Raw genomic sequence first — 25,073 nt, forward strand, 5'->3', positions numbered from 1 at the left:
TGAAGGCACCGGCGGTGATCAGGCCTTGTTTGGTGCCGGTGACGGACATGTAGGCAGGTGTTGCCATGGGGGTTTGCTCCTTGCAGAAAGTGAAGCCGAACAGGCGAAAAATGCCGTGCGACTGCAAGGAGACAGTTCAAGACCCGTGCCAACTGAAATTTAGTTGTTATTAATCAGTGGCTTGTGTTTTTGCTGTACGTTTTTTGAGCACTTTTGTGCGAGAAAACCCGAAAAAGTGCGCAACTTCTTGCGCAGTACTGTGCAAGAAGTTGCGCAGTTGGCTGCAGACCACGTTTATTATGGCCCGCAGCAATGTATGCACAGGGTTATCCACATTTGAGTGCGCAAGAAGTTGCGCAGTTGGGGAAATCGGCCGCGAGCATTTCAAGAGGCAAAACGAGCGTCGACTGACCGATCGATCGTCGCCGACAGGCACCCACTCACTGACGACTGAATGCGCTCGCCATCGCACCTCATGCGCCATGACCCTGTAAACTGTCGGCCAACTTGTCCCCCCTCAAACGAGAGCTGCCCATGGCCAACCACGACCTCACCTTCGTTCCCGATCTCGATGCCGACTCCATCTCCTCCGACGTTGTCGGTTTCGGCGGCGTGCTGGTCTCCACCCAGATCCCGACCCGGGCCGACGGCAGCCTGGAACTGGGCGACATCACCCTGCAGAGCGAATGCACCCTGCAAGCCCTGAAGGTGGCACTGGAGCGCGCCGGCAGCTCGATGGACAGGGTCATGCACCTGACCATCTACCTCACCGACATGGCCGACCGCGCCGCCTTCAATGCGGTGTACCAGCGCTTTTTCGCCAAGCCATGGCCAGTGCGGGCCGCAGTTGGCGTGGCCGCCCTTGCGGTCGAAGGCATGCGCGTGGAAGTGACGGCCATGGCGGCCAAGGGCTGAGACCAGCCGTAGGCGGTCGCCTGGCTCAGGACCGCGGCAGGCAGGCCAGCATCTGACGGATACGCTGCTGGGTATAGCCGGCTCGTGCAGCCGCCTCATCGATCGACTGCCGAGTCACCGTCTGCTCGATCAACCCGCCTTTGCGGGAAAATCCGGCCTGGCCAAGCACGACGAAATCGACTGGCTCGCTGATACCGTTGTAGGCACGGATATCGCTGGCGCTGCTGGCTGCTCGCCCTTTCCGGCAGCCGTCCCCTGGTTTGTCCGGGGAGGACCGAAAAGGGGGCGTCAGGCCTGACTCGACAGCGCTGCAGCGCTGCCCCACAGGGATAGGGCCGGATGCCTGCGCGGTGATTGCATTGGTGTGCAACAACTGGTGCAGCGCGATTGAGCCTTCGCCAAAAGCCGGCCCGCTTTCGCCCACAAGCGCGAACGTGCCGTTCAGGCCCTTGCCTGCGACCCAGACGATCGATCCCAGCATGCTCGCCTTGGCGGCCACCGCTATGGGCAGTGACTCGGAGTCCAGAGGCTGCACCTGGCCATCCACCTTGTGGCGCAATGAGGTGGTGGAAACATAGCTCTGCACCGTGGCGCCGCTCACGGTGTCAAGCAGCGGCCCCTTGCGCAGGCGGCCCTTGCCATTTCCGATGAGGTAGCGCCCATTGCCGCAGGATGTTCTGGCCTGCCCTGGCGCAAAGGGCTCGACTTCCATGGCATACACGCAGAACTCGGGCGTGTGCTCGGCAAACCCTTTGAGTTCCGCCTTCAGAAAAGCGTTTCGGCAATCAAGGTCGCATCGATAGCGGACACCTTTGCGCATGATCGAAAGGCCGTTGGCGATATAGGTGAACCCATGATCGCCAACGGTGTAGGCGCCCTTGCCACCATCCGGATTCACTGCCAGCCGCGCACGCACGGCGATCGAGCCATCCTTGAACACTCGCGTCACCAACACTCGGGAATCACCCTTGCTGCTGGTCAGTGTGCCAGGCGTACCGCAATCCTCGGCGCCTGAAGCCATTGACGCGGCGAGCAGAAAGCCCGCAGCAAGCCCGGACAGTACCGTTGGGCCAGACATTCTCGATCCCCCCCAGCTCAAGGACCAGCCGCAGGAGCGGCGGAGATACTGATGTAGAAGTCGATGGTGACTTCGCCCTTCTGGCTATCCGTCAGATAGGCCTTCAGCGGTTTCCGGGTCTGCCTGAGCGCCTTGACCTCCACCCAGTAGCTTCTGTTTTCAGTAATCACCCTGATTTCGGCAGCGCCCTGATCGGCTGAGTCCTGGGTTGCGTAGGTGATGCGCAGGTCGCCGGAGGAGTTCAGGATCAGAAAGCGCTCCTGCCCGCCTGCCACCATGTCCAGTGTGGATCCGGATGGCAGCCCTTTGATCGAGGGCACTTGCCCCTGAAACGGGTTGCAACCGGGAGCATCACTGTCAAAGCCCGGTACAGTGGTGTAGATGCGCGCAATCCATTCATTGGCCTCATCGGCCAGCAAGGCCGCCTGGAGCTGCTGCTGGGCATTGAAACGTCCATTGATGGAAATAGGCGCCAGGCCGGCTGACCACGCGTTCTTCGTGCCGTCCGGCGGGGGAACCGGCCGTGACCCGATCGCGTCGGAGATGATCCGGTACGTCACCTCAGGGGCAGGCTGCAATGCAGCCAGGTAGTTATTGAGCGCCGCGACGATTTCGACCAGTTTCTCCTTGTACACCCTGTCGAATGCCTTCGCCCTGGAAATCGCGCCATACAACGAGTAGGCATTGGTAATCGACACGGCTCCAGAGCCAGCCTTCAGCTGGGCGATGCGCCTTATCAGCTCGTTACCCTCCTCCAGGCTGGCCCGCTCGTATATCGACTCGACACACATCACCGCTTGCACGCCACGGTGATAAAGCTGCTCTCTGGTGGGTTTGTACTGCGCAGCGGAAAAACCATAGAGCGATGCACTGCCAGCCGCAAGCGCTGCCACCTGGTGACCGTTGCCTGCAGTGACGGCCTTGTAGCCCCCAAGACCCAGCGCACCTGCCAGCGCCAATGACGATCCCGACTGCCAGTAGGCCAATCCGTTGGTCTTGCCCTGGAGCTCCATGCGGATCTTGCTGGCCAGTTGCGAGCCAGTGGCAGTCTTTGTTTCAGGCGCGATACTCTGCACATAAGGGTTGAACAGCGCACAGGATGCGAGCAGCGCGGCCCCGCCCATGACCAGCAGTCTGACCAGCCGTATCGTCATGATGCCAATCCTTTGGAAGGCTGTAACAACGACGATAGATCCGCCATGGCAAATAGCAAGTGCGCCAGTATTTAAGACGCCTGCAGCAGTCCTATGCTTCGACTCAGGGCCCAGTACGAGCAGGATATGTTTCACCAACCCCCTGTTTCCAGTACCCTCGACGCAACTGCGGACATACATCTGATTCCATGCGAAAACTTCTGCTTGGCGCCCTGGCGCTTGTTCTGACTGCCATGCTCCTGGGCTATGGCCTGTGGACCGAACAACGCCCGGCCGGCCACTACCTGTCCGACCTTCGCGTTGAAGTGGCGCTGAACCAGGGCGTGCCCGCCGACAAGGGCAATCTGCTGGGCATCGAGCCACTGCTGTATCCGGGCGACTACCAGAACCTGGCCCTGCTGCACCGCAAGCTCGCCGCCTACCTTGAACACGCTCGCACCCAGGGCCTGGTCGGCCCGCGCACGATCGTGGTGCTGCCCGAGCATATCGGCACCTGGCTGTGGGCCCGCGGCGAAAAGAAAGAGCTGTACCAGGTCACCCGCCTGCAGGAGGCCTGGCAATGGCTGGAGCTGAGCAACCCGCTGCGCTACGGGCTGGCGATGTTCAACGCCGAGGGCGACGACCGCCGCGCCGATGCGCACCTGCGCATGAAGGCCACGCAGATGGCAGCCGACTACCAGCAACTGTTCGGCGGCCTGGCCAGGGAGTTCGGCGTGACCCTGGTGGCCGGTTCCATCGTGCTGCCCACGCCGTATGCAGAGCAAGGCATCCTTCACAGTGGCAGCGGCGCGCTGTACAACAACGGCGTGGTATTCGCCAGCGACGGCAAGGTGATCGGCCAGCCGCAACGCCAGCAATACCCCGACAGTGAAGTGCGCCGCTTCATCCGCAGCGGCGATGCCTATCCGCTGCAAGTATTCGATACACCCGCAGGCCGCCTCGGCGTATTGGTGGGCAGCGACAGCTGGTACCCGGCCAACTACCAGCAACTGGCCGCGCAGTCGGCACAACTGATCGCGGTACCCGCCTTCATCAGCGGCCGAGACAGCTGGACCGCCCCCTGGCGCGGCAACCGCCACCAGCCGATGGCCGTGAGCCTGCCGCTCAAGGCCGGCCAGGTCGAGGAAGGCCAGGCCTGGCAGCGCCTGATCGGCCACGGCCAAAGCGCCGATACTGCCCTGCTGAGCGTGTTCCTGCGCGGCCAGTTCTGGGAAATTGCCGGCGACGGCCTGGGCTTCACCAGCCGCGACGGGCACTACGTCAGTGCCAGCAGTCATCCCGGCGCGCGCCTGCTCAACCTCTGGCTGTAACCGATGAACCGACCACGGGTACGCCTGGGGGATCTGTCGGTGGGGTTCATCCAGAGCCTTGCGCAGGCGCTGCAGCAACTGGGGCATGATCCGGCCCCCCTTCTGCAACGCTACGGGCTTGTGCCTGCACGGCTGGCCGAAGCCGGTGCGCGCCTGTCGATTCCGCGCTACATGCACCTGGGGCATGCCGCCATTGCACTCAGCAACGAACCGGCGCTGGGCTTGCACATGGGCCGCCTGAGCCGCCTGAACCAGGCCGGCCTGGCCGGTGTAGCCGCCGCCCAGGCCCCTACCCTGGGCGAGGCCGCGCGTACGCTGGTGCGTTTCGAGCCGCTGTACGCCGCCAACTACCGTGGCCAGTCCAGCCTCCATGAGGACAATCAGGGCGCCTGGCTGCGCTTCTATTCGATCAGCCCGTACAACGACTACAACCGCTTCGTGGTCGACTCGGTACTGGCCGGCTGGCTGGCACAACTGTCGGGGCTGGTGGGGGTGGCAGTGCAGGCGGAGCGCATGGAGATCGAGTTTTGCGCACCCGCCTATGCCGACCGTTACCAGAGCCTGTGCAGCAGCCCGGTGCAGTTCGGGGCCACACATAATCAGTTGCGCCTGGACCGCGCCAGCCTGGCGCTGCGCAACCCGGCCCATTGCCCCAGCACCTGGCAGCACCTGTTGCAGCTATGCGAGCAGGAACTGGCGGAGCGCACGCGCATGCGCAGCCTGGCTGAGCGTATCGCCCATCTGCTGGGGCCATTGCTCAACGGCGGACGTGAACCGGACCTGGGTGAAGTGGCGGCGCAGTTGCAACTGCCCACGTGGACCTTACGGCGCAAGCTGGCCGAGGAAGGCACGCAGTTTCGGGCGATTCTGAACGACACGCGCCGCGATCTGGCTGTGACCTATATCCGCGACACGGAGCTGGCCTTTGGCGAAATAGCCTACCTGCTGGGGTTTGCGTCGGCAGAGGCCTTCCAGCGCGCATTCAAGCGCTGGAACGGCGTGACGCCGGGGGACTTTCGCCGCAGCCAGCGGCGGGGCGCATAAGCCCGATCAGAGCTCGGTAGCGTCTTCGGCCGGCTCTGGCGGGTCGAGTTCGAATGCGCGGTATTCCAGCAGTTCTTCTTGATAGTCGTCCATTGCCTGCTCCTTGGTTTTCTCGATCATGTCATTGAGTCGTGCTTCACCCTAAAGTGCCCAGGTGAAGAAAAAATGACCGTGACGTGACAGGCTGGCGCAAGGTGGCTCGCCCTTCGCTGGCAAGCCAGCGAAAATTACAAGCGCTCAGCCCATTGAGATAAACGTAGCAGGCAATCGATGATTTATCCGATGCGTCACAGCGGCGCAGGCGCGTCGGGCGTCGGGGCCGCTGGAGGCTGCGCCGGTGCGGCGGCAGGCTCGGTGGGCGGTGCAGTCTGTTCGACCGTGATCGGCGCCGCATCCTGGGGCGGCGCCACAGGCTGCGAGCTCTTGCTGTCGTCGACCAGCGGTGCAGCCGGCGCTTGCGCTGCCGGTACCGCCACCACCGGCGCTGCGACCTCGGCAGGTGCCGCAGGGGCCGGAGCCTGCGCCGGCGCGGCCTCGACGGCCGGAGCGCTTGGCGCAGCAGGCGCAGGTTCGGGCACTCCCAGGTCGAGAGCCGGCTTGGCGGGTTCGGCCTTGGGCTCGACCTTGGCCTTCTTGCTCGGCTTGGGCAGGAAACTCTCGACCAACGCAAAGTAGCGCTCGTAGAACTTGGGCGAGGTCACCGTTTCGCTGGCCACTTTGACCATGGAGTCGTCCGACGAGCCGATCGGCATCGACACCGACCCCAGCACACCCACCCCGAGGCTGGCCGAAGTGTTGGATTTTTTCAGCGCATAACGGTCCTGCAGGGCATTGGCGAACATGGTCGAGCGCTGACCGGAACCGGTGTCGTTGGCACAGACCACGTTGAAGCTGATCTGCAGGTGCGAGTCGCCCGTCTGCTGGAAGCTCTTGTTGCCATTGACCTGGCCCGGTTCGCTGGTGGTGATGATGTAGCCCTGGCTGAGCAGCGCGCGCCGGGCAGCCTCGCAGGTACCTGCTTCGCTGACCGGAAAGCTGCGCGAGAAGGTGCCCGAGTCGTCGAAGTTCTCGTGTTCGTAGATGGCGGCTTTCTTCGAGGAACAGCCGGCAACGCCCGACAGCACAAGGGCCAGCCCGAGCGCAGTGAAGACGGTTGACTTTGACATTGAAAATCCTGCGAAAAACGGTCGGCGCCTATTGTGCATCACATCCGCAGATGACTGAAACCGCAACCGGGCGATCCGGCACTAAATTTCACCTGCACAGCGGCTGTGCCTGCACTACACAGCCGTCCTGAACCATTGGTCGCGATTTTTTTCGTTCACTATTTAACCAGCTTTCCCACGTCATACCGGGAAATGTCTGACTCCCCGCTACACCTTGAGCCCATCGATACTGGCCCGGCATGCGACAGAAAATGGCAATACGCCACTACGTCAGCCACTGACCATCGACCCAGGAGCATTCAAGGTGAAAAACATATCGGTGAAAGTGAAGCTGGCCCTCGGTTTCGCGAGTATCGTGCTGCTGATGGCGCTCCTCGCCGTGATCGGCATTCGCAGCCTCAACACCCTGACCACCCGTGCCGATCGGCTGGTGTCGGTCAATCACGTGCTCGACCACACCAACGACATTCGCGCCGCGCGCCTGTCGTATGAACACCACGGCGATGAAAACCTTGCGGCGCAATTGAACACCTCTTACAGCACCCTGGTGGCGCTGATCGAGGAGAACCTCCAGCGCCTGGACGACGCAGTGTCCAGGCAGCAGTTGCAACACGTGCTGGAAAACATGCAGGGCTACATGCAGCAGTTTCGCCAGCTGCAAACCGCCCAGCAGGACATAGGCCGCATCCAGGCCGATTCCGAGCGCCTGGGCAGCAGCCTGCAGAACGATGTCCGTACGCTGACCCAGGCGCTGTACCAGGACGACGCCGGCAACGTCCGTCGCGACCTTGCCACCCTCAACGACGCCCTGAGCGACCTGCGCCAGAACAGCCTGGCCATGATGCGCGAGGGCAGCACCAAACGCCTGGACACGGTGCGTGAGGCCCACACACGCGCCAATGACAGCGTGAAGCGCCTGGGCAGCGGTCACCCGCAACTGGGTAGACTGCCCTCCGACCTGGACCAGTACCTGCAACTGGCCGAGCGCTTTGCCCGCGATGTCGAGCAGCAGGCCCGCAGCCGTACAGTGCTGGTGAGCAATATCGAAACCAGCCTGGAAGCGATCAATACGCTGATCGCACGCCAGAATCAGCTCAGCGTCGACGAATCCAGCCACAGCCGTGCATTGATGCTCGGGCTGCTGGTTGGCGCCATGCTGCTGGGCGGTGCGATCGGCTGGGTGATCATCCGCCAGATCACCCAGCCGTTGCAGCAGGCCGTAGTGATCGCGCGTCGTATCGGTGCCGGCGACCTGAGGGATAACAGCAGCGAGCTGCGCCGTGACGAGTTTGGCCAGTTGCTCCAAGCCCTCTCCCAAAGCGGCGACAACCTGCGCGGTGTGCTGGGCCAGGTGGGCACCGTTACCGCTCAGTTGTCAGCGGCGGCCGAGCAGCTCTCGGCCATCACCGAACAGACCCGTGCCGGCGTCGACAGCCAGAAACTGGAGACCGACCAGGTCGCCACGGCCATGAGCGAAATGGTAGCCACGGTGCAGGAAGTGGCGCGCAATGCCGAGCAGGCCAGTACCGCCACCCGCCAGGCCAACAGCCAGGCCAGCCAGGGCAATCTGGTGGTACAGCGCGCACTGACCCAGATCGACCAGTTGGCCGACGACATCGGCACCTCCGCCGACGCCGTCGGCAGGTTGTCCGAAGAGAGCGAACGCATCGGCAGTGTGATGACGGTGATCAATGCCATCGCCGAGCAGACCAACCTGCTGGCGCTCAACGCCGCCATTGAGGCGGCACGTGCCGGCGAGGCCGGGCGTGGCTTCGCCGTGGTGGCCGATGAGGTGCGCGGGCTGGCCCAACGCACCCAGCAGTCCACCGCAGAGATCGAGACATTGATCGGGTCATTGCAGCAGGGTGCGCAGAGGGCTGCAGAACGCATGCACACCAGCCAGGGCATGGTCGGTACGACAGTCGGGCTGGCCAATGAGGCAGGCGTGGAGCTGCAGGCCATCACACACACGGTCACGCACATCCAGGCCATGAACGTGCAGATCGCGACCGCCGCCGAACAGCAGAGCGCGGTAGCCGAAGAGATCGGTCGCAGCGTGATCAGTGTGCGTGATGTGGCCGAACAGACGTCCACCGCCTCGGCGCACACTGCCACCTCGGCGGCAGAGCTGGCGCGCCTGGGCACTGAGCTGCAAGGGCTGCTTTCGCGCTTCAAGGTCTGAGGGGCATATTCTTTCGCCAGCAAGGCCGGCACCTGCAGGCAGTACGTCGCCAGCAGGTGCCAGCCTTGGCGGCCAGGCTTTTCTGCAGGCACAAAAAAAGCGACCCTAAGGTCGCTTTTTTTGTTGCTTCGAGGAGTTCAAGGGCCTCGAGGCGGATATGGCGCAGCGGACGGGACTCGAACCCGCGACCCCCGGCGTGACAGGCCGGTATTCTAACCGACTGAACTACCGCTGCGTATCGCACAGGCTTTCACCTGTTTGAAACTGGGATCTGGCCTGAAGCCTTGGCTTCGGACCTCAAACCGGTTGTTGAACCGATCTGGAGAAAAGTGGCGCAGCGGACGGGACTCGAACCCGCGACCCCCGGCGTGACAGGCCGGTATTCTAACCGACTGAACTACCGCTGCGCATAGTGGACTTGCGTCCTGTTCCTCTCTGGTAACACCGTCTTTCGAAAGTGTCGGGCCAGGAACATCTCAGGAAGTGGTGGGTGATGACGGGATCGAACCGCCGACCCTCTGCTTGTAAGGCAGATGCTCTCCCGGCTGAGCTAATCACCCGTGTGCTTCGCTGAGGTGGTGAAATTTACGCAGGTATCGAACCTAAGTCAATACCAGTGTTGAAGTTTTTTTCACTTTCGTAAAAAAACAGCTGCAGGCTTCAAGCAACAAGCTGCAAGTAAAAGCAGAATCAAAAGCCGATTGCACAGGTTCTTGCAGCGTGTCGCGTGAAGCCTGCCGCTTACGTGTAAATCATCTTCTTGGTCATGCCACCGTCCACCACGAACTCCTGGCCGGTGACAAAACCCGCGTTGCGCGACAACAGCCATGCCACCATCGCCGCCACATCTTCCACGGTCCCTACCCTGCCCGCCGGGTGCTGCGCATGGTCGGCCTCGCTCAAGGGCTCGGCACGGCGCAGCGAAGGGTCCCGCGCATCGATCCAGCCAGGGCTGACAGCGTTGACGCGGATCTCCGGGCCCAGGCTCATGGCCAGTGCGTGGGTCAGGGCCAGCAGCCCGCCCTTGCTCGCAGCATAGGCCTCGGTATCGGGTTCGGACTGTGCCGCACGGGTGGACACCAGGTTGACGATGGCACCGCAATGCGCGCGCAGGTAAGGCGCACAGTGCTTGGCCAGCAGCATCGGGCCACCCAGGTTGACCGCCAGCACGCGGTTCCAGTGGTTCAGGCTGAGGCTTTCGAGGGTGGTATTGTGCGGGTCGGCAATCGCCGCGTTGCACACCAGCGCATCCAGGCGTCCGAACTGCCCCAGCACCTCGGCCACGCCCACCGTCACCTGGGCCTCGTCGGCCACGTCCATGCCGACGAACCAGGCGTTGTCACCGAGCACCTTGGCCACCTTCGCGCCACGGGCCCGATCCAGGTCGGTGAGCACCACTTGCCAGCCCTCGCTGATCAGCCAGGCCGCGATGCCCAAGCCGATCCCGCGTGCAGCGCCGGTTACCAGCGCCACACGCCCGTTGTGGCTGCTCTCGCTCACCGACCAGTCGATCACAGCGCCGCCAGACCGCGCGCCAGGTCGGCCTGCAGGTCGCCCACGTCTTCCAGGCCCACGGCAACCCTGATCAGGCTGTCGCGAATCCCGGCGGCCTCACGCTCCTGCGGCGCCAGACGGCCGTGGGAGGTGGTGGCCGGGTGGGTGATGGTGGTCTTGCTGTCACCCAGGTTGGCGGTGATCGAAATCAGCCGCGTGGCGTCGATGAAGCGCCATGCGCCCTCCTTGCCACCCTTGACCTCGAAGCTCACCACCGCACCGAAGCCGCGCATCTGGCGCTTGGCCAGCTCGTGCTGCGGGTGGCTTGGCAGGCCCGCGTAATGCACCTTCTCGACACCGTCCTGCTGCTCCAGCCACTCGGCCAGGGCCTGGGCATTGGCGCAGTGGGCGCGCATGCGCAGGTTCAGCGTTTCCAGGCCCTTGAGGAACACCCAGGCGTTGAACGGGCTCAGCGTCGGCCCCGCAGTACGCAGAAAGCCCACCACTTCCTTCATGTGCTCGTTGCGCCCGGCGACCACGCCGCCCATGCAGCGGCCCTGGCCGTCGATGAACTTGGTCGCCGAATGCATGACGATGTCCGCGCCCAGCTTCAATGGCTGTTGCAGGGCCGGAGTGCTGAAGCAATTGTCCACCACCAGCAGCGCGCCCCGGGCATGGGCGATCTCGGCCAGCGCGCCGATGTCCACCAGCTCGGCCAGTGGATTGGACGGCGACTCGACGAACAGCAGCCTGGTATTGGGCTTGATCGCCTGTTCCCAGCCAGCCAGGTTGGCCAGCGGCACGTAGTCGACCTGCACGCCGAAGCGCTTGAAGTACTTCTCGAACAGGCTGATGGTCGAACCGAACACGCTCTGCGAGACCAGCACATGGTCGCCAGCGCTGCACAAGGCCATCACCAGCGACAGGATCGCGGACATGCCTGTGGAGGTGGCGACCGCCTGCTCGGCGCCTTCCAGGGCGGCGATGCGCTCCTCGAAGGCCCTTACGGTCGGGTTGGTGTAGCGCGAATAGACGTTGCCTGGAACCTCGCCGGCGAACCGCGCAGCGGCGTCGGCCGCCGTACGGAACACGTAGCTGGAAGTGAAGAACAGCGGGTCGCTGTGCTCACCTTCCGGCGTGCGATGCTGGCCGGCGCGTACCGCCAGCGTATCGAAAGCGACCCCGTCGAGGTCGCTGTCCAGGCGCCCGGCATCCCATTGCTGTGTCATGCCGTTGCTCCCCTTGTCAGTTGTTGTAAAGGTCGATGATCGCGCTGACCGCCTGGTTCTTGACCTTGGAGGCGTCATTGCGCGCCTGCTCGATCTTGTCCAGGTAGGCGGCGTCGATGTCGCCAGTCACGTACTGGCCATCGAATACCGCGCAATCGAAATGCTCGATCTTGATCTTGCCACCACCTACAGCCTCGATCAGGTCCGGCAGGTCCTGGTAGACCAGCCAGTCGGCGCCGATCAGTTCGGCCACGTCCTGGGTGCTGCGGTTGTGCGCGATCAGTTCATGAGCGCTCGGCATGTCGATGCCGTAGACGTTGGGGAAACGCACCGCTGGCGCGGCGGAGCAGAAGTAAACGTTCTTCGCGCCGGCTTCGCGGGCCATCTGGATGATCTGCTTGCAGGTGGTGCCGCGCACGATCGAGTCGTCGACCAGCATCACGTTCTTGCCGCGGAACTCCAGCTCGATGGCATTGAGCTTCTGGCGTACCGACTTCTTGCGCGCGGCCTGGCCGGGCATGATGAAGGTACGGCCGATGTAGCGGTTCTTGACGAAGCCTTCACGGAACTTCACGCCCAGGTGGTTGGCCAGTTCCAGCGCCGCGGTACGGCTGGTGTCGGGAATCGGGATGACCACGTCGATGTCGTGCTCGGGACGCTCGCGCAGGATCTTCTCGGCAAGCTTCTCGCCCATGCGCAGGCGCGCCTTGTACACCGACACACCGTCGATGATCGAATCCGGGCGGGCCAGGTAAACGTGCTCGAAGATGCAGGGGGAAAGCTTGGGCGCGATGGCGCACTGGCGGGTGTGCAGCTTGCCTTCTTCGGTGATGTACACCGCTTCGCCCGGCGCCAGGTCGCGGATCAGGGTGAAGCCGAGCACGTCCAGCGAGACGCTTTCGGAGGCGATCATGTATTCGACGCCTTCGTCGGTGTGACGCTGGCCGAACACGATCGGGCGGATGCCGTTCGGATCGCGGAAGCCGACGATGCCGTAGCCGGTGATCATCGCCACCACCGCGTAGCCACCCACGCAACGGTTGTGCACGTCGGTCACGGCGGCGAACACGTCTTCCTCGGTCGGTTGCAGCTTGCCGCGCACCGCCAGCTCATGGGCGAATACGTTGAGCAGCACTTCGGAGTCGGAGTTGGTGTTGACGTGGCGCAGGTCGGACTCGTAGATCTCCTTGGCCAGTTGCTCCACATTGGTCAGGTTGCCGTTGTGCGCCAGGGTGATGCCATACGGCGAGTTGACGTAGAACGGCTGGGCCTCGGCCGAGGTCGAGCTGCCCGCAGTCGGGTAGCGCACATGACCGATGCCCATGTGGCCCACCAGACGCTGCATGTGACGCTGCTGGAACACGTCACGTACCAGGCCGTTGTCCTTGCGCAGGAATAGTCGGCCATCATGGCTTGTAACGATACCGGCAGCATCCTGGCCGCGGTGCTGGAGCACGGTTAGCGCGTCATACAGCGCCTGATTGACGTTCGACTTACCGACGATACCGACGATGCCACACATGCGACGCAACCCCTACATTATGAAACTTGACGGATCAGCACTCAGGGCGCTTTGGGCCCAAGCAACTGTTCTTGAAACGGGAGATCAGCCGGTGCGCTGATTCCGCTGGCTAGCCACTGGCTGGTCAGCCCCAGAATGAGGTTTTTCGACCAGTCAGCCACCAATAGAAATTGTGGCAGCAGGCGAGACTCCTGCCACCACGGGTCCTGTTGTACCGGCCCCAGGCTCAGCAGCCCGACCGCCACCACGACGAGCAGGGCCCCGCGAGCGGCGCCGAACGCCATGCCCAGGAAGCGATCGGTCCCGGACAACCCGGTGACGCGAATCAGCTCGCCGATCAGAAAATTGATCATTGCCCCCACCAGCAAGGTGGCGACGAAAAGAATGGCACATCCGGCTATCACCCGCGCCGACGGCGTCTGGATGTAGCCTTCAAGGTACTGCGAGATACCGCCACCGAACATCCAGGCGACCGCACCGGCGATGATCCAGGTAAGCAGCGACAAGGCTTCCTTGACGAAACCGCGCTTGAGACTGATCAGCGAAGAAACGGCGATGATCGCGAGAATCGCCCAGTCGACCCAGGTAAATGCCACAGTGCTGCCTGCAAACGGATAAGGCGGCGCATTTTACCAGAGCGGTGGGCTATCGGTAAGCGGTGATTTGCCGTCCGGCGGCGGCCGGACGGCGGGGAGGGTCAGCTACGTTCGGGCTGGAAGCGCACCACAAAACCCTTGAGGTTCTGCTGGCGGTTGATCACATCGCGCAGGCGCTCGGCTTCGGCACGCTCGATCAGCGGCCCGACGAACACCCGGTTGGTACCTTCGGCCGAGCGAATATAGGCGTTGTAGCCCTGGCTACGCAGGGTTTTCTGCAGGTTCTCGGCATTGGCGCGGTTGGACAGGCTGGCCAGTTGCACCGACCAGCTCACCGGCAGGCCATTGCCATCGACCTTGGCAGGTGCACTGGCAACCGGCTTGGCCGGGGCCGCCGCAGGCTTGCTGACCGGCGCAGGCGTGGCCGGCTTGGCCTCCGCCACCGGCGCGGCGGGCGCTGGGGTGGGTGCAGTCACCACCGGTGCCGGGGCAATGGGCGTGCTCGGTGCGCTGGGTTCCTGGGCGGTGAGCGCCTCATCCTGGATCACCTGCGGCTCGGGCACCTCCACCGGTTCCACCTGCACCTGCGGCAAGGCCGGCACAGCCGGGGCGGCGGGCGCCTCGACATGCACCTGGCGCAGCTCGTCCTCACGGGTGAACAGCATCGGCAGGAAGATCACCGCCAGTGCCACCAGCACCAGCGCGCCCACCATCCGCTGCTTGACGACTTTATCCAGCAACGCCATTTGCCCCGTCCTCCATGGTCTGCCGGCTCAGCCACTGCAGGGCCTCGCCGACACAGAAAAATGATCCGAACAGCAGGATCTGGTCGCCTGCCGTCGCTTGCGCACACTGCCCGTCAAGGGCGTCGGCGACGCTTGCATACGACTTCACGTCGGCGCCAAGGTTCTGCAACGCGGCCTGCAACTCGCTTGCAGGCCGGCTGCGGGCGGTGTCCAGTGGCGCAACCGCCCAGTGGGCCACTTGCGCATGCAGCGGTTCGATCACCCCGGCCAGGTCCTTGTCGGCCAGCAGGCCGAACACCGCCAGGCGCCTGCCGGCCACCGGGCGCGAAGCCAGGCGCTGAGCGAGGTACTGGGCCGCATGTGGATTATGGCCGACGTCGAGCAGAATGCTCAGGTGCTTGCCCTGCCAGATGAACTGGCGACGGTCGAGGCGCCCGACGATACGGGTGTCGCGCAGTGCCTGGGCGATCTGCGCGGCATTCCAGGGCAGGCCGGTCAGCAGGTAGGTCTGCAACGCCAGCGCCGCGTTTTCCATGGGCAGATCGAGCAACGGCAGGTCGTGCAGCTCGACGGCATTGCCGTGCGCATCCAACCCCCGCCACTGCCAGTACTGGTCGGTGCTGGACAGGTCGAAGTCGCGTCCGCGCAGCAGGAACCGGCAGCCTAGTTCGCGTGCCTTGTCCAGCAGCGGCTGCGGCGGGTCGAGGTCGCCACACAGCGCCGGCTTGCCGGCACGGAAAATCCCGGCCTTCTCGAAGGCCACCGACTCACGGGTATCGCCAAGGAAATCGCAATGGTCGACACCGATACTGGTGACCACGGCAAGGTCGGCGTCCACCAGGTTGACGGTGTCGAGCCGCCCGCCCAGGCCCACTTCAAGCACCACGGCGTCCAGCGCCGACTGCTGGAACAGCCAGAACGCCGCCAGGGTACCGGCCTCGAAGTAGGTCAGGGAGGTCTCGCCACGCGCCGCTTCGACGGCGGCGAATGCCTGGCACAGCTGCGCATCGCTGGCCTGCTGGCCGTCGATCTGCACCCGCTCGTTGTAGCGCAGCAGGTGCGGCGAGCTGTAGACACCGACCTTCAGGCCCTGGGCGTGCAGCAGGCTGGCCACGAAGGCACAGGTAGAGCCCTTGCCATTGGTGCCGGTAACGGTAATCACCCGAGGCGCGGGCTGGCCCAGCCCGAGGTGCGTTGCGACCTGCCGCGAACGCTCCAGGCCCATGTCGATTGTCGACGGGTGCAACTGCTCGAGGTAGGCGAGCCACTCGCCCAGGGTGCGCTGGGTCATACGTTGGCAGGCACCGGTGGTACCACGATCGGCTCGATCACGGGGGCGACGAACTTCGGCGTCGGCAGGCCCATCATCTGCGCCAGCAGATTGCCCAGGCGCGGGCGCAGTTCGGATCGGGCGATGATCATGTCGATAGCACCGTGCTCCAGCAGGAACTCGCTGCGCTGGAAGCCTTCAGGCAGTTTTTCGCGCACGGTCTGTTCGATAACCCGAGGGCCGGCAAAGCCGATCAGCGCCTTGGGCTCGCCCACGATCACGTCGCCGAGCATTGCCAGGCTGGCCGAAACGCCGCCGTAAACAGGGTCGGTGAGAACCGAGATGAACGGAATGCCTTCTTCGCGCAGGCGCGCCAGCACGGCGGAGGTCTTGGCCATCTGCATCAGCGAGATCAGCGCTTCCTGCATGCGCGCGCCGCCCGAGGCCGAGAAGCAGACCATCGGACAACGGTTTTCCAGGGCATAGTTGGCGGCACGCACGAAACGCTCGCCGACGATGGCACCCATCGAACCGCCCATGAAGGAGAACTCGAACGCACTGACCACCACCGGCATGCCCAGCAGGGTACCGCTCATGGAAACCAGGGCGTCCTTTTCGCCGGTCTGCTTCTGCGCAGCAACCAGGCGGTCCTTGTACTTCTTGCCGTCGCGGAACTTCAGGCGGTCGACCGGCTCCAGGTCGGCACCCAGCTCATTGCGGCCTTCGGCGTCGAGGAAGATGTCGATGCGTGCACGTGCGCCGATGCGCATGTGGTGATTGCACTTGGGGCACACATCCAGGGTCTTTTCCAGCTCCGGACGATACAGCACGGCCTCGCAGGACGGGCATTTGTGCCACAGCCCTTCGGGTACCGAGCTCTTCTTCACCTCGGAACGCATGATCGAAGGGATCAGTTTGTCTACCAACCAGTTGCTCATGCTTTCTTTCTCCAGTAGCGGCGACCGGCAGGCAAAAGTTGCCGGGTCACGCGTATGCCCTTGAGCTCAATTCGTGTATGACGCGATGATGAAACGTGGCCGGCGGTGCGCGTTCAGCGCGGTACCACCCTGCCCCAGCTTCATCGTCAACCTGTAAAGGCGACGCCGGTGGCGCCACCCGGTAATTTCGATCGGCCCGTGGGCGCGATCCGGCAGCAACGGGCTGCGAAAGCTATGGACGATGGCGCACCGCCAGCCGTCACATCGAGCATTCGCCCGCCCCTCACGCCTGGCGCACCGCGCGCATGAACGCCTCGATGCGGGCCGGGTCCTTGATGCCCTTGGCCTGCTCCACCCCACCACTGACGTCCACTGCGTAAGGACGCACCTGGGCGATGGCCGCCCCGACATTGTCGGCCGAGAGGCCGCCAGCCAGGATGATCGGCTTGCTCAGGTGCTCGGGTATCAGGGACCAGTCGAACGCCTCGCCGGTTCCGCCCGGAACGCCGGCCACGAAAGTGTCGAGGAGGATGCCGCTGGCCTTGGCGTACTGCTGGCAGCCGGCCTCCAGGTCATCCCCGGGGCGAACCCGCAGGGCCTTGATCCAGGGACGGTGGTAGCCGTCGCAGTCGGCCGGAGTTTCGTCGCCATGAAACTGCAGCAGGTCCAGCGGCACGGCGTCGAGGATCTCGTTTAGCTCACAGCGGCTGGCGTTGACGAACAGGCCCACGGTGGTGACGAAGGGCGGCAGTGCAGCGATGATCGCCCGCGCCTGCTGCACGTTCACCGCGCGCGGACTTCTGGCGTAGAACACCAGCCCGATGGCGTCGGCGCCCGCCTCGGCCGCGGCCAGCGCATCCTCGATGCGGGTAATCCCGCAGATCTTGCTGCGAACGGCGGACATGGCCTGTGAACCTCAGCTGAACCGGAAAGCTCCGGATGTTAGCAAATGCCTTGCGGGCCGTCAGCCGTCAACGACTCGTAACCCGTAAGGAAATGTGGCCCGATGAAACGCTCGGGCAGTTCGAACTCGTCATGGTATTCCACCTGCACCAGGTACAGCCCGAACGGGTGCGCGGTCACCCCGCCGGTACGACGCACGCGGCTTTCGAGCACTTCCCTGGCCCACTCGGGCGGACGCTCGCCGGCGCCGATGGTCATCAGCACGCCGGCAATGTTGCGCACCATGTGGTGCAGGAAGGCGCTGGCACGGATATCCAGCACGATCATGCGCCCATGCCGGCTCACCCGCAGGTGATGGATCTGCTTGATCGGCGACTTGGCCTGGCACTGGCCGGCGCGGTAGGCGCTGAAGTCATGGGTGCCCACCAGGTAGGCTGCGGCTTCGGCCATGCGCCCGGCATCGAGTGGGCGGTGATTCCAGGTGACCTGGTCGCCCAGGTGCGCCGGGCGGATCTGGTCGTTGTAGATCACGTAGCGGTAGCGCCGGGCAATGGCCTTGAAGCGCGCGTGAAAGTGCGCCGGCATCTGCCTGGCCCACGATACGCTGACGTCATGCGGCAGGTTGATGTTGGCGCCCATGGTCCAGGCCTTCATGCTGCGCACCGCCCGCGTGTCGAAATGCACCACCTGGCCGCTGGCATGCACGCCGGCATCGGTACGCCCGGCGCACTGCAGCGACACTGGCGAGTCGGCGACCTTCGACAGCGCCTCCTCGAGGGTCTGCTGCACGCTCGGCACGCCACTGGCCTGGCGTTGCCAGCCACGGTAGCGGGTGCCTTTGTATTCCACGCCCAGCGCGATTCTGAAAAAGCCTTCGGCGGCCATTTCGGCTGCGGCGTTATCGATGATTTCCAAGGGGATACAGCCTGTCGGTTTACGCAATGGCGCGGATTATAACGACAACGGCAGCCACGAGGGCTGCCGTTGGCCTTTCAGGTGGGCGTTCAGCTCATCTGCGAACGCAGTTCGATGGCTTCCTTGCGCTGGGTCTCGGTACCTTCCTTCATCACTTCGTCGAGTATCTCGCGGGCGCCGTCGTTGTCGCCCATGTCGATGTAGGCACGTGCCAGATCGAGCTTGGTGGCGGCTTCGTCGGTACCGGAGAGGTAGTCGAACTCCGGCTCGTCGAGCATCAGGTCGGAGGCGTCTTCGGCGGTGAAGTGCGGCGCGATGGAAGGCTGCTCGAGGTTCTGCGAGAGCTTGTCGAGCTCGGCGTTGACGTCGTCCAGCTCGGCGGCAAAGCTGGCGTCCAGCGGGTCCGGCTCGTCGGCCAGGGACAGGTCGAAATCATCGGCCAGGTCCGGGAAGCTGTCGTCCAACCCCAGCGAGTCATCGAACGCCGCCAACTGGGCCTCGATATCCAGTGGCGCTTCAGGCGTAGCGGCGGGTGCAGCTTCAGGCGCCGGTGGCGCAAGGTCGGCGCCCATGTCGAGGTCGAAGTCGGACAGGTCATCCAGAATTGGCTCGGGCTCGACCGGTGCAGGTTCGGGCATCGGCTCGGCAGGCACCTCGGCGGGTGTCTCGGCCGGCACTTCAGTCACTACCTGCTCCTGCACGTCGGGCACGTGCGGCGCTGGCGTCTCGGCCTGGGCCTGGGCCTGGGCCTGCTCTTGCAGCAGGGTATCGAAATCGAGGTCGTCGAGCGCCGCGATATCGGCAGGCGGCGTGGCCTGCGGGGCCTGCGGATCATCGATCTGCAGGTCTGCCAGGCCCTCGAGACCTTCGAGGTCTTCAAGGCCTTCCAACCCCTCCAGGTCATCCAGGCTCAGGTCGAAGGCGCTGTCCAGGTCGTCTTCGCCCGGCAACTCGATTTCCGGCTCGGGCTGCGGGTCGTCCTGCAGCAGGTCCTGCACATACTGGGCATCCAGCTCGGCGGCCAGGGCCGCAGCGCTGACGCCCGCTGCGGCCACGCCGAGCATGGCCGGGTAACGCTGCTTGAGCGATTCGACACCGGCGTGGTTCTGACCATTGGCAACCAGTTGGCGCTCGTGGCCGACAAAGGCGTCACGGTCGCCCTGGCGGGCATAGACTTCCATCAGCTTCAGGCGCAGGTCGGCGCGCTCGGGGGCCTGCTCCACCGCAGGCTCCAGCAGCTCGGCGGCATGGTTCAGACGACCGCGGGCAATGCTCAGGTCGACTTCCGCCAGCAGGGCATCGTCATTTGGCGCGGGGGCGTCCTCGGCCGGTGCCTGCACGGCAGCCGCGATGACGGCCGGTGCCACCACCGCAGCCGGGGCCGGAGACGGAACCTCTACCGGCTCGGGCGCGGGCTCGACCACGGGGGCCGGCTTGGGCTCGAATTCCGGCTCCAGCTCCAGCTCGGACTCCGGGTCCAGCCTGTCGTAGGCGGGTGCTACCTCGGCAGCCGCAGCCGCTGCAGCGGAGGCCGCCACCACACCCGGCGCCAGGGTCACGCTCGGCGCGGAGACCTCCAGGCCCTCGAAACTGCTTTGCGGCAGATCCATGTCCGGCCCCAGGCCCAGGTCGCTTTCCTCGGCCAGGGCTCGCGCCATGCGCATGTGCTTTTCAGCCTCCTGCTGGGCACGACGCTTGCGCGCCAACAGCAGCAGAAGCAACAACAGCACCAGCAAGGCTGAACCTGCGATCAGCGCCAGCAGCCAGCTGTTGCCCAGCAGGTCGTCGAGCATCTTGTCCGAATCGCTCGGGGTAACGGCAGCCGGCGGCGTTTCGGCCACCGGCGCGGTATCCACGGCAGCCGGCGCCGGGGACACCACCGCTTCGCTCGGTACCGCCTGCTGCAACTGGGCATCGATCGCCGGCTGCTCGGGCGCAGGCACGCTCGCCGGCGCGGCGCTCTGGGCTTCCAGGCGCGCCAGCTGGTCGTTCTTCAGTTCGATCAGGCGCTGCAGCTTGTCCAGCTGGCTCTGCAGATCCGCCACACGGCTTTTCAGCTCGGCGTTGTCACGCCGGGTGGTGTCGAGGCTCTCTTCGGCCATCGCCAGCTTGTCGGCCAGGGCCTTGCTGTCGCCAGCCGCACCTTTGCCGCCGGGTGCCACCAGCTTGAGGTTGTCCTGCTGGGCGATACGCGCCGGGGCGGCGCCGGCCGCGTCACGCCGGGTGGCGTCGAGCTGGCGCGCACGCGGGCCCAGACGGCGCCCCTCACGCCAGGCCGCATACTGCTCGGCCACTTCCTTGACGGCCTGGCCCTGGGGGATGGCGGCGATCTGCTGCTGGTCGGGCAGGCGCAGTACCTGGCCAACCTTGAGCTGGTTGATGTTGCCGTTGTAGAAGGCATCGGGGTTGAGCGCCTGGATCGCCAGCATGGTCTGCTGCACCGATCCACCCTGGCGCGCCTTGGCGGCAATCTGCCACAAGGTGTCGCGACGCACGGTGGTGTGGCGGGCGGACGCGGTCACCGCTGGGGTGACGCCCGAAGCCGCCTGGGCCGCTTCGGGAGAGAATTTGGAGGCGTCGATCAGTACGCTGTAGTCGCGCAGCAGGCGGCCCTGGGGCCACATCACCTGCACCAGGAACTTGACCATAGGGGCCGGCAGCGGCTGGCTGGAGGTCACCCGCAGCACGCTCTTGCCACTGGGGTTGATCACCGGGGTGAAGGTCAGGTCGTTGAGGTACGCCTGGCGTTCGACCCCGGCCTTGCTGAACTCTTCGGCCGGCGCCAGGCTGGGCACCACTTCGGCGGGGGTGAGATCACGCACATCGAGCAATTCGATCTCGGCATCCAGCGGCTGGTTCTGCCCCGACTTGAGGGTCAGCTCGCCCAGCCCCAGCGCATGCGCCATACCCGAGGACAGCGCCGATGCCGCGGCTATTGCTAACACCAGTTTGCGAATTCGAAGCATGACCTCATCCTTTGTATGAACCTTCCCCGGCTACCGAGAAGAAAGTGAAAAACCGCCGTGAGGCATTTGACTGGCATGACCACCGGATCATGTTGGCAAGGTGCCCCGCAAGCGCGTGACGGCCGCTCACTTCCAGTATTTCAGAAACAATGTGCAAATCGTCGCCAAGTATCTTTTACGCAAGGTGTTTTATCAACAACTCCGCCAGCTGTACGGCGTTCAACGCCGCGCCTTTGCGCACGTTGTCGGTGGTCAGCCAGAGATTGAGCTGTTCGGCCTCGTCGACACCGCCACGCACCCGCCCGACATACACCACATCCTGGGCCACCGCATCACCGACCGGGGTCGGGTAGTCACCCGCCTCCACCAGTTCGACACTGTCGGCGTGCTCCAGCACGGCGTTCACCGCCGCCAGATCGACCGCCTTGCGACTGTGCACGGCCACAGTGTAGCTATCGCCGAAAAACACCGGGACTTGAACACAGGTCACGGAAATCTTCAGCGAAGGCAGGCCAAGCAACTCGCGCAGCTCACTCACCAGGCGACGCTCCAGGGCGCCATGGCCCTCGCTGTCGCTGGTGCCCACCTGGGCCAGCAGGTTGAACGCCACCTGGCGATCGAAGAAGCGCGGCTCCAGCGGACGCGCATTGAGCAACTCGGCAGTTTGCCGGGCCAGTTCGCCCACCGCCTCGCGGCCCTGGGCCGACACTGCCATGCACGCCGTCACGTTGACCCGTTCCAGTTCCAGCAGGTGCTTGAGCGGGGCCAGCACCACCGCCAGGGCAACCGCGGCAGCGCTCGGGCTGACCAGTTGCACGGGCAGGCTCTGACTGTCGATGGCCTGTGGATTGGCCTCGGGCACCACTGCTGCCACCTGTTCGGCCGACAGCGCGCCGGACAGATCGATCACCGCACACCCGGCGGCACGCGCCTTGGCGGCGAAACTGCGGGTAACCGCAGGGCCTGCGGCGAAGAACGCCAGCTTGACCTGGCTGAAGTCGAAGGCATCGACTTCGCGCACGCGCAGGTTCTTGCCACGGTAGTTCACCGAGCTGCCCGCCGACTCGTTGCTGGCCAGCAGGTGCAGGGTGCCCAGGGGAAAATCGCGCTCCTCGAGGATTTGCACCAGGGTCTCGCCGACGGTGCCGGTGGCGCCGATCACGGCGATATCGTAGGTCTGGGTCATGGACAGTGCCTCTGGCAGAACGGGGGGAGCGGCACTTTACTCGGATTGCCGCAGCGAGACCACCCGGTGCCGGCAAAGGCATCAGGCCACCACAAAAAAGCCCCCTGCGTCGCAAGACGAGGGGGCCTGTTCTAGCGCGCAGCAGCGATCAACGCTCCAGCAGGATCCGCAGCATGCGACGCAGCGGCTCGGCCGCGCCCCACAGCAGCTGGTCGCCCACGGTGAAGGCGCCCAGGTACTGCGACCCCATGTTCAGCTTGCGCAGACGCCCTACCGGGATGTTCAGCGTGCCGGTGACGTTGGTCGGGCTCAGCTCCTGCATGCTGATCTCGCGCTGGTTCGGCACCAGCTTCACCCAGGGGTTGTGCTGGCTGATCATGCCTTCGATGTCGGCGATCGGCACGTCCTTGTTCAGCTTGATGGTCAGCGCCTGGCTGTGGCAACGCATGGCACCGATGCGCACGCAGATGCCGTCGACCGGGATCGGGTTCTTGAAACGACCCAGGATCTTGTTGGTCTCGGCCTGGGCCTTCCACTCTTCACGGCTCTGCCCGTTGGGCAGCTCCTTGTCGATCCACGGGATCAGGCTGCCGGCCAGCGGCACGCCGAAGTTCTCGGTCGGGTAGGCGTCGCTGCGCATGGCCTCGGCAACCTTGCGGTCGATGTCGAGGATGGCCGCCGCCGGGTTGGCCAGGTCATCGGCAACCGCCGCATGGGTAGCGCCCATCTGCTTGATCAGCTCGCGCATGTTCTGCGCGCCGGCGCCGGAGGCCGCCTGGTAGGTCATGGCGCTCATCCATTCGACCAGGCCGGCTTCGAACAGGCCGCCCAGGCCCATCAGCATCAGGCTGACGGTGCAGTTGCCACCGATGTAGTTCTTGGTGCCGGCGTCCAGCTGCTGGTCGATGACCTTGCGGTTGACCGGGTCCAGCACGATGACCGCGTCATCCTGCATGCGCAGGCTGGAAGCGGCATCGATCCAGTAACCCTGCCAGCCGGCTTCGCGCAGCTTGGGGAACACCTCGTTGGTGTAGTCGCCACCCTGGCAGGTCAGGATCACATCGAGGGTCTTGAGCTCTTCAATGCTGTACGCATCCTTGAGCGGAGCAATGTCCTTGCCCACGGATGGCCCCTGGCCCCCGACATTGGAGGTAGTGAAGAACACCGGCTCGATCAGATCGAAATCCTGCTCTTCGAGCATCCGCTGCATGAGCACGGAACCGACCATACCGCGCCAACCGATCAGACCTACACGTTTCATCGCAACTACACCTTCGCTAAAAGTGGGCCGCCGCCTGGAAGAAACCAGCGGCGGGCCCGAGAGATTACAGATTCCGCAGCGCTGCGACTACTGCGTCGCCCATTTCCTGCGTACCTACCTTGCTGCAGCCCGCCGACCAGATGTCGCCGGTGCGCAGGCCCTGATCCAGCACCAGGCTCACGGCCTGTTCGATGGCCTCGGCCGCCGCCTGCTGGTTGAAGCTGTAACGCAGCATCATCGATACCGACAGGATGGTCGCCAGCGGGTTGGCGATGCCTTGCCCGGCGATGTCCGGGGCCGAACCGTGGCACGGCTCGTACATGCCCTTGTTGTTGGCATCCAGTGACGCCGACGGCAGCATGCCGATGGAACCGGTGAGCATGGAAGCCTCATCCGACAGGATGTCGCCGAACATGTTGTCGGTGACCATCACGTCGAACTGCTTGGGCGCGCGCACCAGTTGCATGGCGGCGTTGTCGACGTACATGTGGCTGAGCTCGACATCCGCGTAGTCCTTGGCCACGTCCTCGACGATTTCACGCCACAGCTGGCTGGAGGCGAGCACGTTGGCCTTGTCCACCGAGCACAGCTTCTTGCCGCGCACGCGGGCCATGTCGAAACCGACACGGGCGATGCGGCGGATTTCGCTCTCGCTGTACGGCAGGGTGTCGTAGGCCTGGCGCTCGCCGCCTTCCAGTTCGCGGGTGCCGCGCGGCGCACCGAAGTAGATGCCGCCGGTCAGCTCGCGCACGATCAGGATATCCAGGCCGGCGACGATTTCTGGCTTGAGCGAGGACGCATCGGCCAGCTGCGGGTAGAGAATGGCCGGACGCAGGTTGGCGAACAGGCCCAGTTGCGAACGGATTTTCAGCAGGCCGCGCTCAGGGCGGATATCACGCTCGATCTTGTCCCACTTCGGCCCGCCCACCGCGCCCAGCAGCACGGCGTCGGCCTGGCGCGCACGTTCCAGGGTCTCGTCGGCCAGCGGCACGCCGTGCTTGTCGATGGCCGCGCCACCGATCACATCGTGCGCCAGGCTGAAGCCGAGCTGGAACTTGTCGTTGGCCAGTTCCAGCACCTTGACCGCCTCGGCCATGATTTCCGGGCCGATGCCATCACCTGGGAGAATCAGAATCTGCTTGCTCATGGGTTCCTCATCATTCAATTCAAGCGGTGCGCCGCACTGGCGTACCGGGGA

Annotated in this window: 20 protein-coding genes, 3 tRNA genes and 1 pseudogene; 4 read left to right on the forward strand and 20 right to left on the reverse strand. The window is 64.4% G+C overall.

The genetic code is table 11. The annotated features are described in order from the left end of the window. Positions 1 to 67 (reverse strand): annotated as a pseudogene (locus NJH59_RS23775) (type VI secretion system tube protein Hcp); the annotation flags it as partial. A gap of 467 nt (positions 68 to 534) precedes the next feature. Between NJH59_RS23775 and NJH59_RS23780 the strand changes: the two are divergent. Further along, positions 535 to 915 (forward strand): RidA family protein, encoded by a 381-nt coding sequence (locus NJH59_RS23780; RefSeq protein ID WP_043862834.1) that lies wholly within the window; start codon positions 535 to 537, stop codon positions 913 to 915. A gap of 25 nt (positions 916 to 940) precedes the next feature. Here NJH59_RS23780 and NJH59_RS23785 read toward each other — a convergent pair whose 3' ends face one another. Further along, positions 941 to 1,993: a hypothetical protein gene (locus tag NJH59_RS23785; RefSeq protein ID WP_253087394.1), complete on the reverse strand. Its 1,053-nt coding sequence runs from the start codon at positions 1,991 to 1,993 to the stop codon at positions 941 to 943. A gap of 17 nt (positions 1,994 to 2,010) precedes the next feature. Then, entirely contained in the window at positions 2,011 to 3,147 is a 1,137-nt protein-coding gene (locus NJH59_RS23790; protein WP_253087395.1) for a hypothetical protein, read from the reverse strand. A gap of 188 nt (positions 3,148 to 3,335) precedes the next feature. On the opposite strand from NJH59_RS23790, the gene NJH59_RS23795 reads away from it, so the two are divergent. Together NJH59_RS23795 and NJH59_RS23800 are read left to right on the forward strand one after the other, a co-directional pair. Further along, positions 3,336 to 4,457 carry a carbon-nitrogen hydrolase family protein gene (locus tag NJH59_RS23795; RefSeq protein ID WP_078479725.1) on the forward strand — a complete coding sequence of 374 codons (1,122 nt, stop codon included), beginning with the start codon at positions 3,336 to 3,338 and terminating at the stop codon, positions 4,455 to 4,457. Between the two features lie 3 nt (positions 4,458 to 4,460). Further along, positions 4,461 to 5,501, forward strand: a complete 1,041-nt coding sequence (locus NJH59_RS23800; protein ID WP_253087396.1) for an AraC family transcriptional regulator — start codon at positions 4,461 to 4,463, stop codon at positions 5,499 to 5,501. 287 nt (positions 5,502 to 5,788) lie between these two features. Here NJH59_RS23800 and NJH59_RS23805 read toward each other — a convergent pair whose 3' ends face one another. Further along, a complete protein-coding gene (locus NJH59_RS23805) occupies positions 5,789 to 6,667 on the reverse strand; it encodes a DUF2242 domain-containing protein (protein WP_253087397.1) in 879 nt (292 codons plus the stop codon). A 304-nt stretch (positions 6,668 to 6,971) separates the two neighbouring features. Between NJH59_RS23805 and NJH59_RS23810 the strand changes: the two genes are divergently transcribed. Further along, positions 6,972 to 8,849 (forward strand): methyl-accepting chemotaxis protein, encoded by a 1,878-nt coding sequence (locus tag NJH59_RS23810; protein ID WP_213606039.1) that lies wholly within the window; start codon positions 6,972 to 6,974, stop codon positions 8,847 to 8,849. 158 nt (positions 8,850 to 9,007) lie between these two features. Here NJH59_RS23810 and NJH59_RS23815 read toward each other — a convergent pair. The 16 genes from NJH59_RS23815 to leuB form a co-directional block, all read right to left on the reverse strand. Continuing rightward, positions 9,008 to 9,084, reverse strand: a tRNA-Asp gene (locus NJH59_RS23815). Between the two features lie 95 nt (positions 9,085 to 9,179). Continuing rightward, positions 9,180 to 9,256: transfer RNA gene (locus tag NJH59_RS23820), tRNA-Asp, on the reverse strand. A 77-nt stretch (positions 9,257 to 9,333) separates the two neighbouring features. Further along, positions 9,334 to 9,409, reverse strand: a tRNA-Val gene (locus NJH59_RS23825). Between the two features lie 181 nt (positions 9,410 to 9,590). Then, positions 9,591 to 10,349, reverse strand: coding sequence for an SDR family oxidoreductase (locus NJH59_RS23830; RefSeq protein WP_167400232.1), 759 nt, complete (start codon positions 10,347 to 10,349; stop codon positions 9,591 to 9,593). A gap of 11 nt (positions 10,350 to 10,360) precedes the next feature. Then, the gene (locus NJH59_RS23835) at positions 10,361 to 11,572 is read right to left on the reverse strand and encodes an O-succinylhomoserine sulfhydrylase (RefSeq protein WP_043862841.1); all 1,212 of its coding nucleotides are present in this window, start codon (positions 11,570 to 11,572) and stop codon (positions 10,361 to 10,363) included. A gap of 16 nt (positions 11,573 to 11,588) precedes the next feature. Then, the gene (gene purF / locus NJH59_RS23840; protein WP_043862842.1) at positions 11,589 to 13,094 is read right to left on the reverse strand and encodes an amidophosphoribosyltransferase; all 1,506 of its coding nucleotides are present in this window, start codon (positions 13,092 to 13,094) and stop codon (positions 11,589 to 11,591) included. Positions 13,095 to 13,135: 41 nt separating this feature from the next. After that, positions 13,136 to 13,690 (reverse strand): CvpA family protein, encoded by a 555-nt coding sequence (locus NJH59_RS23845; protein WP_043862843.1) that lies wholly within the window; start codon positions 13,688 to 13,690, stop codon positions 13,136 to 13,138. A 101-nt stretch (positions 13,691 to 13,791) separates the two neighbouring features. After that, positions 13,792 to 14,436 carry an SPOR domain-containing protein gene (locus NJH59_RS23850; RefSeq protein ID WP_058541082.1) on the reverse strand — a complete coding sequence of 215 codons (645 nt, stop codon included), beginning with the start codon at positions 14,434 to 14,436 and terminating at the stop codon, positions 13,792 to 13,794. Then, complete coding sequence (gene folC, locus NJH59_RS23855) at positions 14,420 to 15,727, reverse strand: bifunctional tetrahydrofolate synthase/dihydrofolate synthase (RefSeq protein WP_253087398.1); 1,308 nt, start codon at positions 15,725 to 15,727, stop codon at positions 14,420 to 14,422. Before folC ends, NJH59_RS23850 begins: the two co-directional genes overlap by 17 nt. Then, complete coding sequence (accD, locus tag NJH59_RS23860) at positions 15,724 to 16,644, reverse strand: acetyl-CoA carboxylase, carboxyltransferase subunit beta (protein WP_043862846.1); 921 nt, start codon at positions 16,642 to 16,644, stop codon at positions 15,724 to 15,726. The genes folC and accD overlap by 4 nt, the downstream gene beginning before the upstream one ends. A 283-nt stretch (positions 16,645 to 16,927) precedes the next feature. Then, complete coding sequence (locus NJH59_RS23865; protein ID WP_054916652.1) at positions 16,928 to 17,548, reverse strand: phosphoribosylanthranilate isomerase; 621 nt, start codon at positions 17,546 to 17,548, stop codon at positions 16,928 to 16,930. A 38-nt stretch (positions 17,549 to 17,586) separates the two neighbouring features. Continuing rightward, entirely contained in the window at positions 17,587 to 18,432 is an 846-nt protein-coding gene (gene truA, locus NJH59_RS23870; RefSeq protein WP_054916657.1) for a tRNA pseudouridine(38-40) synthase TruA, read from the reverse strand. A 119-nt stretch (positions 18,433 to 18,551) separates the two neighbouring features. Continuing rightward, a complete protein-coding gene (locus NJH59_RS23875) occupies positions 18,552 to 21,428 on the reverse strand; it encodes a FimV/HubP family polar landmark protein (protein WP_253087399.1) in 2,877 nt (958 codons plus the stop codon). Positions 21,429 to 21,603: 175 nt separating this feature from the next. Then, positions 21,604 to 22,614, reverse strand: a complete 1,011-nt coding sequence (locus NJH59_RS23880) for an aspartate-semialdehyde dehydrogenase (RefSeq protein ID WP_043862849.1) — start codon at positions 22,612 to 22,614, stop codon at positions 21,604 to 21,606. Positions 22,615 to 22,762: 148 nt separating this feature from the next. Then, positions 22,763 to 23,875 (reverse strand): aspartate-semialdehyde dehydrogenase, encoded by a 1,113-nt coding sequence (asd, locus tag NJH59_RS23885; RefSeq protein ID WP_043862850.1) that lies wholly within the window; start codon positions 23,873 to 23,875, stop codon positions 22,763 to 22,765. A 64-nt stretch (positions 23,876 to 23,939) separates the two neighbouring features. Further along, a complete protein-coding gene (leuB, locus tag NJH59_RS23890; protein ID WP_043862851.1) occupies positions 23,940 to 25,022 on the reverse strand; it encodes a 3-isopropylmalate dehydrogenase in 1,083 nt (360 codons plus the stop codon). Positions 25,023 to 25,073 lie beyond the last annotated feature (51 nt).

Origin of the sequence: Pseudomonas sp. VE 267-6A (assembly GCF_024126555.1) — a bacterium.
In the GTDB taxonomy this organism is placed as follows: Bacteria; Pseudomonadota; Gammaproteobacteria; order Pseudomonadales; family Pseudomonadaceae; genus Aquipseudomonas; species Aquipseudomonas palmensis.

Bases quoted from the DNA above. Each gene is read 5' to 3' on its own strand.
- NJH59_RS23780 (WP_043862834.1), top strand. From the start codon at position 535: ATGGCCAACCACGACCTCACCTTCGTTCCCGATCTCGATGCCGACTCC.
- NJH59_RS23785 (WP_253087394.1), bottom strand. From the start codon at position 1,993: ATGTCTGGCCCAACGGTACTGTCCGGGCTTGCTGCGGGCTTTCTGCTC.
- NJH59_RS23790 (WP_253087395.1), bottom strand. From the start codon at position 3,147: ATGACGATACGGCTGGTCAGACTGCTGGTCATGGGCGGGGCCGCGCTG.
- NJH59_RS23795 (WP_078479725.1), top strand. From the start codon at position 3,336: ATGCGAAAACTTCTGCTTGGCGCCCTGGCGCTTGTTCTGACTGCCATG.
- NJH59_RS23800 (WP_253087396.1), top strand. From the start codon at position 4,461: ATGAACCGACCACGGGTACGCCTGGGGGATCTGTCGGTGGGGTTCATC.
- NJH59_RS23805 (WP_253087397.1), bottom strand. From the start codon at position 6,667: ATGTCAAAGTCAACCGTCTTCACTGCGCTCGGGCTGGCCCTTGTGCTG.
- NJH59_RS23835 (WP_043862841.1), bottom strand. From the start codon at position 11,572: ATGACACAGCAATGGGATGCCGGGCGCCTGGACAGCGACCTCGACGGG.
- purF (WP_043862842.1), bottom strand. From the start codon at position 13,094: ATGTGTGGCATCGTCGGTATCGTCGGTAAGTCGAACGTCAATCAGGCG.
- NJH59_RS23850 (WP_058541082.1), bottom strand. From the start codon at position 14,436: ATGGCGTTGCTGGATAAAGTCGTCAAGCAGCGGATGGTGGGCGCGCTG.
- folC (WP_253087398.1), bottom strand. From the start codon at position 15,727: ATGACCCAGCGCACCCTGGGCGAGTGGCTCGCCTACCTCGAGCAGTTG.
- accD (WP_043862846.1), bottom strand. From the start codon at position 16,644: ATGAGCAACTGGTTGGTAGACAAACTGATCCCTTCGATCATGCGTTCC.
- NJH59_RS23865 (WP_054916652.1), bottom strand. From the start codon at position 17,548: ATGTCCGCCGTTCGCAGCAAGATCTGCGGGATTACCCGCATCGAGGAT.
- truA (WP_054916657.1), bottom strand. From the start codon at position 18,432: ATGGCCGCCGAAGGCTTTTTCAGAATCGCGCTGGGCGTGGAATACAAA.
- NJH59_RS23875 (WP_253087399.1), bottom strand. From the start codon at position 21,428: ATGCTTCGAATTCGCAAACTGGTGTTAGCAATAGCCGCGGCATCGGCG.
- NJH59_RS23880 (WP_043862849.1), bottom strand. From the start codon at position 22,614: ATGACCCAGACCTACGATATCGCCGTGATCGGCGCCACCGGCACCGTC.
- asd (WP_043862850.1), bottom strand. From the start codon at position 23,875: ATGAAACGTGTAGGTCTGATCGGTTGGCGCGGTATGGTCGGTTCCGTG.
- leuB (WP_043862851.1), bottom strand. From the start codon at position 25,022: ATGAGCAAGCAGATTCTGATTCTCCCAGGTGATGGCATCGGCCCGGAA.